This window comes from Streptomyces sp. NPDC002790 (assembly GCF_040295505.1).
Classification (GTDB): domain Bacteria; phylum Actinomycetota; class Actinomycetes; order Streptomycetales; family Streptomycetaceae; genus Streptomyces.
Window position 1 is genome coordinate 1 of sequence record NZ_JBEOVM010000154.1, and the last position, 11,997, is coordinate 11,997.

10 protein-coding genes are annotated in these 11,997 nt (G+C 67.3%); 8 read left to right on the plus strand and 2 right to left on the minus strand.

Annotated elements, in window-relative coordinates:
- From ABT004_RS33905 to ABT004_RS33935, 7 genes are all read left to right on the plus strand, one after another.
- Positions 1-932 (plus strand): MFS transporter (locus tag ABT004_RS33905; protein ID WP_351344802.1); only part of this gene is annotated, 932 nt, incomplete at its 5' end.
- Entirely contained in the window at positions 925-1,659 is a 735-nt protein-coding gene (locus ABT004_RS33910; RefSeq protein WP_451187075.1) for a 2,3-bisphosphoglycerate-dependent phosphoglycerate mutase, read from the plus strand. The genes ABT004_RS33905 and ABT004_RS33910, both read left to right, overlap by 8 nt.
- 29 nt (positions 1,660-1,688) lie before the next feature.
- Positions 1,689-2,432: an alpha/beta fold hydrolase gene (locus tag ABT004_RS33915; protein WP_351344805.1), complete on the plus strand. Its 744-nt coding sequence runs from the start codon at positions 1,689-1,691 to the stop codon at positions 2,430-2,432.
- Positions 2,429-3,775: an MmgE/PrpD family protein gene (locus ABT004_RS33920; RefSeq protein WP_351344808.1), complete on the plus strand. Its 1,347-nt coding sequence runs from the start codon at positions 2,429-2,431 to the stop codon at positions 3,773-3,775. The genes ABT004_RS33915 and ABT004_RS33920 overlap by 4 nt, the downstream gene beginning before the upstream one ends.
- A gap of 308 nt (positions 3,776-4,083) precedes the next feature.
- Positions 4,084-4,749 carry a (2Fe-2S)-binding protein gene (locus ABT004_RS33925; RefSeq protein WP_351344811.1) on the plus strand — a complete coding sequence of 222 codons (666 nt, stop codon included), beginning with the start codon at positions 4,084-4,086 and terminating at the stop codon, positions 4,747-4,749.
- 12 nt (positions 4,750-4,761) lie between these two features.
- Positions 4,762-5,742 carry an FAD binding domain-containing protein gene (locus ABT004_RS33930; RefSeq protein ID WP_351344814.1) on the plus strand — a complete coding sequence of 327 codons (981 nt, stop codon included), beginning with the start codon at positions 4,762-4,764 and terminating at the stop codon, positions 5,740-5,742.
- The gene (locus tag ABT004_RS33935; RefSeq protein ID WP_351344817.1) at positions 5,739-7,934 is read left to right on the plus strand and encodes a xanthine dehydrogenase family protein molybdopterin-binding subunit; all 2,196 of its coding nucleotides are present in this window, start codon (positions 5,739-5,741) and stop codon (positions 7,932-7,934) included. Before ABT004_RS33930 ends, ABT004_RS33935 begins: the two co-directional genes overlap by 4 nt.
- Before the next feature lie 79 nt (positions 7,935-8,013).
- Here ABT004_RS33935 and ABT004_RS33940 read toward each other — a convergent pair whose 3' ends face one another.
- Both ABT004_RS33940 and ABT004_RS33945 read right to left on the minus strand, forming a co-directional pair.
- Positions 8,014-9,294 carry a ferric reductase-like transmembrane domain-containing protein gene (locus tag ABT004_RS33940; RefSeq protein WP_351344820.1) on the minus strand — a complete coding sequence of 427 codons (1,281 nt, stop codon included), beginning with the start codon at positions 9,292-9,294 and terminating at the stop codon, positions 8,014-8,016.
- Between the two features lie 163 nt (positions 9,295-9,457).
- On the minus strand, positions 9,458-10,165 hold the full coding sequence (locus tag ABT004_RS33945; RefSeq protein ID WP_351344823.1) for a flavodoxin: 708 nt from the start codon (positions 10,163-10,165) through the stop codon (positions 9,458-9,460).
- 296 nt (positions 10,166-10,461) lie between these two features.
- Here ABT004_RS33945 and ABT004_RS33950 point away from each other — a divergent pair, with 296 nt between their 5' ends.
- Positions 10,462-11,385, plus strand: coding sequence for a helix-turn-helix transcriptional regulator (locus ABT004_RS33950; RefSeq protein ID WP_351344826.1), 924 nt, complete (start codon positions 10,462-10,464; stop codon positions 11,383-11,385).
- Positions 11,386-11,997 lie beyond the last annotated feature (612 nt).

The following is an 11,997-nucleotide window of genomic DNA, read 5'->3' on the forward strand; positions in this document are numbered from 1 at the left end:
AGGGACTCGCCGCGGGCGGCGAGTTCGCCGGAGCGGTCCTGTTCTCCTCCGAACACGCACCCAAGGGCAAACGCGGCTTCTGGGCGATGTTCCCCAACTTCGGCGGCGGCGGGGCCATCACACTGGCCAACCTCACCTTCTTGCTCACCGCGCTCTTCATGAGCGAGGACACCTTCACCAGCTGGGGATGGCGCGTCCCCTTCCTGGCCAGCTTCCTGCTCGTCATCGTCGGGCTGTGGATCCGGATGCGGATCGACGAGACCCCAGTGTTCAAGAACCAGGTCGCTCAGTCGGGCACCTCACGACTGCCCTTCCTCGAAGCCCTCAAGCACCAGCCACGCCAGGTGCTGCTCGCCACCGGCACCGTGATGATCGGCTTCGCCCTCACCTACATCGGCGGCACCTACCTGGTCAGCTACGGCACGACCGTTCTCGAACTTCCCCGCACCTTCGTCCTGAGTATGGCGATGGTGGGCGGCCTCACCATCTCCCTCGGCACACTGATCGGTGCGGTCCTCTCCGACCGCATCGGCCGTCGCGGGGTGATCGTCGGCGCGGCGAGCGTCGGCGTGGTGTGGGCCCTTGTACTGTTCCCACTCCTCGACCTCGGATCGCGCGGCGTCTTCGCCATCGGTGTGCCCGTCACACTGTTCCTGTCGGGCATCGCCACCGGACCGCAAGGGGCATTCCTCTCCGAGCTGTTCCACACCCGCTACCGCTACACCGCGGCCGGCCTCAGCTACAGCCTGGCCGGAATGATCGGCGGCGGCATCCCGCCTCTGGTCGCGCCGTCCATCATCAACAACTTCGGCAGCTTCACCTTCGGATGCATCCTCGCCTGCGTCTGCCTCGTCAGCCTGATCTGTGTGCTCAAGGTCGGCGAGACGAGCCAGCTCGACCTCGACCGGGACGCGGTCGACGCCGTTGACTGATCACACGGCAGGCGGGCGGCCGGGCGACCTGGTGCTGCTGCGCCATGGCGAGAGTGTCTGGAACGCGCAGGATCTCTTCGCCGGATGGACCGATGTTCCGCTGTCCGATCGAGGACGGCGCCAAGCACGGTCGTGCGGTGCACAGTTGGCGGCAGTAGGCCTGTTGCCCGACATCGCACACACCTCGCTGCTGCGCCGAGCCATCGACACCGCGGATCTCGCACTCGACGCCACCGACCGGCACTGGATCGACGTCCGCCGGAGCTGGCGGCTGAACGAGCGGCACTACGGCGCGCTGCAGGGCAGGAGCCGACAACAGATACGCGACGAATTCGGTGACGAGCAGTTCCATCGATGGCGGCGGTCCTGGGACGTGCCGCCACCCGCCGGGGACGACGCCACTTCGTTGCAGGGCGACGGGACCGCCCGCTACCGCGGTCTTGGTGTCCCGGTTCCGGCAGCCGAGTCCCTCAAGGACGTACACGCGCGCCTGCTGCCGTACTGGGAGGCGGCCATCGTCCCCGATCTACTGGCCCGCAGAACCGTGCTGGTCGTCGCGCACGGCAACACCCTGCGTGCGCTGATCAAACTCGTCGAAGGCCTTTCCGAAAGCGCCGTATGCGGCCTCGACATCCCGACGGGGGTGCCCAGGCACTACCGCCTCGACAGCGATCTGCGCCCCCTCTCTCCGGGCGGCCCCTCCCTTCCGACCCGTACATCCCGCTAGATACACGAGATTGAAGGAGGTGACCTGCGATGTCGGCAGAGCCGACCTCGGCACGTCCACCCTTTGTCCTGGTCCACGGCGGCCGGCACGGTGGCTGGTGCTGGAAGCACGTGGCCACCGCACTGCGGCACGCCGGCCACATGGTGTACACCCCGACCCTGACGGGCCTCGGAGAGCGCTCGCACCTGCTCGACGAGACGATCGGCCTCGATCACCACGTTCAAGACCTCGTCGCCACCTTCGAGTTCGAGGACATCAACGACGCCGTTCTCGTGGCACACAGCTACGGAGGCATGGTCGTGTCCGGCGCCCTGGAACGGATGGCGGACCGAGTGCGCCGGGTCGTCTACCTCGACGCACACCTCCCGCGGACCGGGGAGTCCGCCTTCGACCTGGTCGGCGCCGACCGCGCCGCGCACCATCTGGCGGACGCCAAGAACAACGGAGAAGGCTGGTACATCCCACCGGCCGACGCCTCCCGGTACGGCGTCACCGATCCGGACGATGCCGCATGGGCCAACAGCCGCATCACGGCCCAGCCGTTGAAGACGTACCAGGACCCCGTCGGCGACACCGACCAGGCCTGGCGCCATCCCGGCCTGTTCATCGAATGCGTCCCGTCGTCCCTGGAGCCACACGTCTTGAACCGAGCCCGCGAACGACACGCCACCGACCCCACCTTCGCGTACCACATCCTGCACGCGACCCACGACGCGATGATCACGGCGCCGGGCGCCGTCACCCAACTCCTCCGAGAGGCGGCCGAGTCGTGACCACATCACCGACCCACACACTCGCCGAATACGCGGCCTCCACGTCGCTCGACGCGCTCCCCCATGAAGTGCGAGAGCAAGCGAAGCTGGTGATTCTCGACGAGATGGCCAGCGCCCACTTCGGCCGCCGGCAGCCCGCCGGTGCGCTGGCGGCCGAGTACGTCGCCACCATGCCCGGCCCGACGGAGTCACATGTGCTGGGCACCGCCCTGCGCACGTCTGCGCCACTGGCCGCGCTGGCCAACGGCACCGCTGGCCACGCGGATGAGATCGACGGGGCGCACGTCGTCGGCGGCCACCCCGGCGCGACACTCGTGCACGCCGCGGTCGCCATGGCCGAGCGGCAGGGCGCGACGGGCGGCGAACTGCTCAACGCCGTGGTCCTGGGCTACGACGTGGGTGTGCGTCTCATCGCCGCGTGCGGCGGTCTGTTCAGTGTGAAGGAGCGCCATCACCTGAACTCCGACTTCCTCCATGCCTTGGCGGCTGCCATCTCGTGCAGCCGACTCATGGGCCTTGAGCCGGAGCAGTACCGCCACGCGATGGCACTGGCGACCTTCCAGGCCAACGGGCTCTGCGCGCTCTTCCGCGAGCGAGAGCACCTCAGCAAGGCCTTCTGCAACGGCCAGTACGCGATGGCAGGGGTGAGCGCCGCACTACAGGCCGCCGTCGGCCTCGAGGGCTGCGACGACGTCCTGGGCGAACGCCACGGTGTGTTCCACGCGTGGGGCGTGGACGACGCGTCCGCGACGGTGACACGGGGCCTCGGCAGCGACTTCGCCGTGATGGGCGCCAACTTCAAGTTCGTACGCGCCGGTTACCCGATCCACGCGCCCACCGAAGCGGCCCTGTCGCTGGTGACGCGCCACGACCTCACGGTCGACAGCATCTCGGCGGTCGAGGTGGGCCTGCCTGCCCGCGCCATGCGCGTCGTCGACAACCGGCAGATGCACAACATCTGCGCCCAGGACATGCTCACCGCCGCCCTGCTGCGCGGAGGGCTCGCACTGAACGAGGACCCCTTCCCCGCCGCGCTCGACGACCCCGCGTTCGCGGATCTGCGAGCCCGCGTCTCCCTGGTTGTGAACCCTCTGCTGGAGGCTGAGGCACCCAACGGGCGTGGAGCTGTCGTCACGATCAGGACGCACGACGGCCGGAGCCTGACGGAACGGGTCGATCACCCCCGAGGGCACAGCGAACGGGGCGGGGTCAGCTGGGACGAACTGTCCGTCAAATGGCATGACGCGAGCCCGGGCCATGACGTGGGCTCCTGGATCGCTCACGCCCGCACGCTCGAGGAGTTGGAGCGCGCCGAGCAACTCGCGAGCGAATTCGCCCAATAGCCTTGATGAGCTGGGTATTTGACGTTGCCTCGGGTCCAAGAAGGCCACCTTCTTGGACCCGAGGCAACGTCATTTCAAACGCGCCAGTCTGACATGCCAGGACCCAGGAAGCACTGAAGCAAAGGGGCCGTATCACTACCCCCGCTGCCCTTCCCCCGTCACAACACGGCCTGCCACACCTCCCGTTGCCCGGGCAGGGTGTACGGCAACCTACGAGGCACAGAGAGGCGCCTGAGGACATGGGGCCGGTCCGTCGTGACCACGCCCCGATCAGCAAGCTCCCATCACCCCCGTACGAGAGAGTGGGCATGGCCACCGAACCCACCACCACCGATCCCGCCGAGACCGGCGCGACACCCTGGTCTCCCCTCGCCTCGACCCCCGCAGCCCCGACGCGACGCACCTTCATCGCCACGACCTCCGCTGCCGGCGGGGTCTTCGCAGCAGGCGGTCTGCTCGCAAGCCCCTCGCTGCTCGGCGCCCAGGAGGCCGCTGCCGCCGAGGCCTCCCCCAGCACCAATGTCACTCTGAGCGTCAATGGCCGTCGCCACGCCGTCACCGTCGACAATCGGACCTCACTCCTGGACCTGCTGCGCGAGCACTTGGCGCTCACGGGCTCCAAGAAGGGCTGCAACGCCGGCGCCTGTGGTGCCTGCACGGTCCTGGTCGACGGGAAGCGCGTGAACTCCTGCCTGACGCTGGCGATCCGCCTCGACGGCGCGGAGGTGACCACGGTCGAGGGCCTGGCCGACGGCGACGACCTGCACCCACTCCAGCAGGCGTTCATCGACCAGGACGCCTTCCAGTGCGGCTACTGCACCCCGGGGCAGATCGTGTCCGGTGTCGGTTGCATCGAGGAGGGCCACACCGGTTCCAAGGACGAGATCCGGGAGTGGATGAGCGGCAACATCTGCCGCTGCGGCTGCTATCCGAAGATCGTGCGTGCCATCGAGCAGGCCACGGGCCGGAAGTGAGGTCCGACTGACATGCACCCCTTTACGTACGCCAAGCCGAAGACCACCCGTGAGGCGCTCGACGCCGGCCGGCGCGGAGGGCGGTACATCGCCGGGGGCACCACTCTCGTCGACTTGATGCGCGAGACCGTCGAGCGACCCGACCGGCTGGTCGACATCAACTCCCTGCCGCTGCGCGAGATCAACGTCACTCCGCGCGGCGGGCTGCGCATCGGCGCCCTTGTCTCGATGTCCGACGCCGCCACCCACCCCAAGGTGAGCACGCTGTTCCCGGTGATCTCCGAAGCGCTGGAGCTGAGCGCGTCCGCCCAGTTGCGCAACATGGCCACCATCGGCGGCAACATCATGCAGCGCACCCGCTGCACGTACTTCCGTGACGTCACCGCCGACTGCAACAAGCGTGAACCTGGATCGGGTTGCGCCGCGCGCGAGGGATATAACCGCACACACGCGATCCTGGGCACCTCCGAGGACTGCGTGGCCACCCATCCGTCCGACGTCGCAGTCGCGTTGGCGGCCCTGGAGGCGCGAGTGCATCTGGTGAGCCCCGACGGTGAGCGGACGCTGCCCTTCGAGGGCTTCCTGCTCCGCCCCGGCAGCACTCCGATCCGCGAACAAGCCCTACACAAGGGTGAGTTGATTACCTCCGTGGAGGTACCCACGCTCCCCCGGCCGCTCGTTTCCGGCTACCTGAAGGTCCGTGACCGCCAGTCCTACGAGTTCGCCCTCACATCCGCCGCGGTGGCGCTGCATGTCACCGGTGGCGTGATCCGAGAGGCGAAAGTGGCGGCGGGCGGTGTGGGAACGGTGCCGTGGAAGCTGCCCTCCGTCGAGCGCGCCCTCGTCGGTGAGCGCCCCTCGGAGCAGCTGTGGGCCAAGGCGGCCGCATCGGCGGCGGACGGAGCTCGGCCGCTCCAACACAACAAGTTCAAGGCCGAGTTGCTCACACGCACCGTCGAACGCCAGCTGCGCATCGTAGGAGACCAGGTATGAGTCCTCAGCCGCAGGCAGCCGTCGGCGCGCCCCTCTCCCGTGTGGAGGGGCGGCTGAAGGTGACCGGGCAGGCGAAGTACGCCGCCGATCACGAACCCAAGGGTGTCGTGCACGCCGTCGTGGTCGATGCCGACATCGCGCGCGGGCGGATCACCGGGATCGACACCCGCGCCGCCGAGGCACTCCCCGGCGTACTGAAAGTGATGCACCACGGCAACGCACCCGAGCTCCCCTACCGCGACAACCCGGGCTCGCTCAACCTCCCCGGAAACCGGCTGCGCGTCTTCCAGGACACCGAGGTGCGATTCCACGGCCAACCGGTCGCGGTCGCCGTGGCCACCACTTTGGAGGCCGCTCAGCACGCCGCTTCACTCGTCAAGGTCACCTACCAGACCGAGGAGTCGGTCACCGACCTCGCCAAGGCACCGAACACGGGCGAACCCACGACCTACTCGCGCGGCGACGCGGAAGCCGCCTTGAAGTCCACCCCCGTCCGGCTCGACATGACCTACCACCTCGCCCGCGACCACCACAACGCCATGGAGCTGCACGCCACAGTCGCCCAGTGGGACGGCGAGCGGCTCACGCTGTGGGACAAGACTCAGTGGGTACAGAGTCCACGCGCCCAGCTCGCGGCGGACTTCGGGATTCCGGCCGACTCCATCCGTGTGCTGTCGCCGTTCGTCGGCGGCGCGTTCGGCAACTCCGCGCGCGCTTGGCCGCACATCACGATCGCGGCCCTCGCGGCCCGCGAGGTCGACCGCCCGGTGAAGCTCGTCCTGACCCGCAAGCAGCTCTACTTCGGGGTGGGGTTCCGGCCCGGCTACGAGTACAAGGTGCGCCTCGGCAGCGAGCGCAACGGGCGTCTGACCGCGATGACGCACGACCTGCGCGCCGAGACCTCGCGCTACGAGACGTTCGCCGAACGAGGCGTCACCGTGCCGGGTCAGATGCTCTACACGACGCCCAACGTCAGTCAGACGTACCGGACGGTGCCACTCGATGTGAACACCCCGACGCCGATGCGGGGGCCCGGCTATTCCAGCGCCGCGTTCCCCATCGAGAGCGCCGTGGACGAACTCGCCCACGAACTCGGCATTGATCCGGTCGAGTTGAGGCAGCGCAATGAGCCGGAGAACGATCAGACCAGCGGGCGCCCGTTCTCCACCCGCCGGCTGCGCGAGTGCTACACGGTGGGCTCCCGCGAGTTCGGCTGGAGCAAGCGCGACCCCAAGCCGCGCTCCTCCCGCGACGGCGACTGGTTGATCGGCACCGGCATGGCCACCGCGCTCTACGACACGCTGCGACAGCCGGGCCAGGCCGACGTGCGGCTCGACGCCGACGGCACCGCAGTCGTCGAAACCGCGACGAGTGACATGGGGCCCGGTACCTACACGTCCATGACCCAGGTCGCCGCCGACGCACTCGGCCTGCCCGTCCGCAACGTCACCTTCCGGCTCGGCGACACGGACATGCCGCCGGCGCCCATCCACGGCGGATCGCTGACCATGGCCAGCGTCGGATCCACCGTGCAGGACGGCTGCGACAAGCTGCGCAAGCAAGCCATCAAACTCGCCGTCGAGGACGAGGACTCCCCCTTGTACGGTGCCGATGCCGGGGACATCGTCGTACGCGGCGGCCGCCTCCACGTGAAGGACAACCCGGCACTCGGGGAGACCTACCGGCAGCTGCTGTCCCGAAACGACCGGACACATCTCGAAGCCGCCGGCAGCTATACCCCCGGCCAGGCCCGTTCCTCCATGTACGCCTACGGCGCGGTGTTCGCCGAGGTCGCCGTCGACGCACGCCTCGGTCTCGTGCGAGTAAGGCGGATGCTCGGCGTGTTCGACGCCGGACGCATCATCAGCCCCAAACTGGCCGACAGCCAGGCGCTGGGCGCGATGGTCGGCGGCATCGGCGCCGCCCTCTTGGAACACACGGTCACCGACCACCGCGACGGCCGCATCGTCAACGCCAACCTGGCCGACTACCTGGTCCCCGTCAACGCCGACATCCCCGACCTCAAGGCCATCTACGTCGACGGCCGCGACGACGAAGCCGACCCGCTCGGCGTGAAAGGGCTCGGCGAGGTCGTGCTGGTCGGCGTGGCACCTGCTATCGCCAACGCCGTATTCCACGCCACCGGGCGACGCGTGCGCCAACTACCCATTACAGCCGAGTCGTTGATCTGAGAGTCGGCGACCGACGCCGGAAGTGTGGAGGGCGCCACCAGCTTGGGCGGCGCCCTCCACACTTCATACCAAGAGCGGACTACATCGTGAGCCGTTCATCGTGCACACGCTTTCGCGATACACCGACCCTGCGTAGAGTCGACCGGCTTGCGAGGACGGCTGGGTTGGGGCCGACGACGAAGACCGCGCCCTTCTCGACGGCCTCCGGCGAGAGCGCCGCCGACAGGTGCTCCTTGCGGAATCGTCCGACACGGGTGGTGACCCGCATGCGCCCGCCGGAGCCCTGCACGAATTCGTCCAGCACGTCACCGTAATAAGGGTCGTCGGGGCGCCGAACCGACCACAGCAGCTCGATGGGGCGCCGTTTGTGGTGTGCTGCGGCCAGGCTGAGCAGCGGGGCGATCCCGGCTCCCATCCCGAGCAGCACGAGCGGAGTACTGTCGTCGAGCTCTTGGACGATGGATTCGAAGCGGCCGAAGGATCCTTCGAGCCGGACCCGGGTCCCCACCTCCACATCGCCGATCTTCCGCGTGTAGTCGCCGTGCTGCCGGATGGTGAACGTCAATTCCTTCTGGCTGTCTCCCGTCACGGAGAACGGGTGCCATTCCTTCCCTATGACTTTCCTGCGCTCGAACCGCAGGAAGAAGAAGTCTCCGGGTCGAATGCGCGGATCCGGCCGGTCCAGGACCACTGTCACCACGCGTGTGGTGTCACCACGCGCGATGTTGCTGCGCACGGTTCCGGTGAGGTACCCGTCAGGAGATATCCACTTCTTCCAGATATACACACCCAACACGGCGACCGTGTAGAAGTCGAAGAGCACCATGAAGGCGAAGTGCTCGCTGACCCGGCCGAGCAGGTGGGCATGGAGCCAGATCGCGGCGAGGACGAGGAGATTCAGCCGGTGCACCCAGACCGACAACTGGCGCCGGACAACCTTCTCAAGGAGTGACTTCACACGGCTCACCAGCCGGGATCGGTCCACCAGCCACCCGCTGAGAAAGAAGACCGAGAAACACAGCAGCCCAAAAGAGCCGTACAGCGCCCACTCACCCAGGTCACGGGCGAGCGCGTTCGGGGCGTACGAATTCTGGCTGTGGATATAGGCGAGGACCAGCGCGAGAACACCGAGCATGCCGTGCAGTCCGTAAACGGCAGGCAATCCGACCCAGCGGTCCAGCCACCCGGGGCGCGCGCTGAGCAGAACCGCCAGCAGCCACCAGCAGTAGGCCACAAGACCCAGCACGATAATATTCTTGAGCCGATCCGGGTCGCGTGATTCCGTCTCGAAGAGGACGACGAGCGGCAGCGGAAAGACGATGGCGATGCTCCAGAATGCGAGCTTTCGCAGGAAACTCATCGACTCGCCCCCGCCTGCGCGACCCACATACTCGCGATCCTGATTCTCGGCGTCTGGTCCTGCCTGGACTCGTGGAAGTCGGTGACGCCGAGGACGACCATGACCGCCACCAAGGCAACGAGAAGGACGGCTATTTTCGCTTTACTTTTCACGGTCACCCAGTTCAGGACTTGTAACCCAGCGCGTCCAGCCAGGGATTCAGTTCGGATTCGACGGATTCCATGTCGTCACGGGAGATGGTGAAGGCGTTCTGGACGACGGTGGATTCCGTCAGGCCGTCGGTAATGTTCTCGACGGTATCCGCCAGCTCGTTTCCGCCGTGCACCGAGAAGAGAACGACCTTCTTCCCCTTCAGGTCCTGCTGCTCCAGGAATGAGTACATCGCCATCGGGAGGTCGTACCACCAGATCGGATAGCCGATGAACACGGCATCGTAGTCGTCGATGTTCTTCACGAGCTGCTTCAGCTTGGGCCGGGCGTTCTCCTTCTGCTGGGCCTCTGTGATGTCCAGCGTCTCCTCATGGGATTCGGGGAGGGGGTTGGCTGTCTCGATACGGAACAGGTCCCCGCCGGTGCGTCGCTGGATGAGCGTCGCCGTGTACTCGACGTTTCCGTAGACCTTTCCGCCCACCTCCGTACGGCTGTTGTCCAACTCTTCCGCGGAGTTCACGGATTCATCGGTGTACGGGTGGGAGAAGTACGTGACGAGCGTCCGGTCGCCCCGGGCCGGTGGGCTCTTCGCCACGGCTCCGCTGTCCGTGCCGCGCGCTCCGGTGCCGCCCTGCCCCATCAGGGAGCAGCCGGCGAGGCCGAGGCCCGCGGTTCCTGCGGCGAACAGTCCAAGAAAGGCCCGGCGAGAAGTGTCGGCCATGGGGATGTGACTCCGTGTCGTCGGCGTGATCGTCGCCGAGCGGAATTCCCACGCTTGGCTCACGCCTCATCCTGCGGGCCCGAAAGAGCGCGTGACAGACCGTGTTTTGCCGGGGAGTGGCGTTCCAGGGAGGGACAGGGCCTCCCAAAAAATCACGGTTCCTGCGGGTTTCGAAGCCGCTGGTCAACCGTCATCTCAGTCAACCGAACGCTTCCCCAAAGAAGGACAGCCGCGCGTAAGGACTTGGTAAAGGGTGGATCCCCGGAAAGCGCCGTCGTCGTGTGAGAATTGGGTGCATGGCAGGAAGTGAGAACGGACCCCGCAGTAGCGCCACCGAGCTGGGTAGGTACCTGCGGGCACGCCGCACGCAGACCACCCCGGAACAGGCGGGCCTCACTCTGGGAACCGGGCTCCGCCGCACTCCGGGACTGCGCCGCGAGGAACTCGCCACCCTCGCCGGCATCAGCATCGACTACTACGTCCGCATCGAACGCGGGAAAGAAACCCGGCCCAGCCCTTCCGTCCTGGACGCGCTCGCCCGTGCGCTGCATCTGACCGAAGCAGAGCACCAGCACCTGCGAGAACTCGCGGTGCGCGCCGCCCACTACGCACCCGACCCCGCACCGCAGCCCGGCCGGACCGTGCGCCCGCACCTGAAGTTGCTCCTCGAAACGATGCGCCCCAACCCGGCCTACATCGTCAGCCGCAGCATGGACTTCCTGGCCTCGAACCCCGGCGGACTCGCTCTGTACGCAGGCCTGGAGGACTGGCCCGCAACGGACCGCAACCTCGCCCGGTACCTCTTCCTGCACCCCGCGGCCCGCGAGCTCTTCCCCGACTGGGACAGTCTGGTGCGCAGCTGCGTCGCCCGCCTTCGCGCGCAGGCCGGCACCGCACCCGACGCCCCCGATCTGACCAACCTCGTGGGCGAACTACTGCTGAAGAGCCCCGACTTCGCCAAGCTCTGGGAGCGCTACGACGTCGGCGGGCACAAGTTCGCCACGAAGACCTTCCACCACCCTCGGGTCGGCACGATCAGCCTCACCTCTCAGTCCATGACACTGGAAGGCACCTCGGGTCAACGTCTTGGTGTCTACGTGGCGGAGCCCGGCTCGCCCGATCATGACGCACTTGCCCTGCTCGACATGACGGAGCCCCAAACGCCCCGAGGGGAAGACCCCTCGGTGTCTCCACAGCCGGGGCAGCGCCCCCGCCACTGATCAGCCAACCCCCTCCGGCTTCGCGCCGCGGCAATGACACCTGCCCAGCGGCGGTTTCAGGCGCCGTTCAGCACCTCATCACGCCCTCTGGCCGACGCCTCATTCGGAAAAGCTGGTGCACGGGCGTTGACACGCTCTGGCCCGCATCTCTACCTTCGGTCGCAGATACGGAACTGCGTTCTTATATACGAACTTCAGAATGTGGTTCAGGCGGCCTCCGACGACAGGCCCGCCCGAACGCATCAGCCGTCCGTCGCCGCGCGCACCACCAGCCAGCCCTTACGTCCCCCTCAACACCCGCGCGCCCGGCGGCTCCTGGACCGATGACGCAACAGAGCACGTATGAGTACCGCCGCCCTCGGTCGATGCGCCCTCACCGGCAATCGGCCTCCTGACGCCGCGACGACGTCGCGTCGACGACAGGGAGATGCAATGACGCACTCACACGAACAGACACCACCTCCGCCGACCGCCGGCGACGAACCCGCCGCGGGTCAAGAAGATAAGCCGGGTATGCGACGCGTCGCGACCGCGAGTTTCATCGGCACCGTCATCGAGTTCTACGACTTCGGCATCTACGGGACGGCCGCTGCGCTGGTCTTCCCCAAGGTG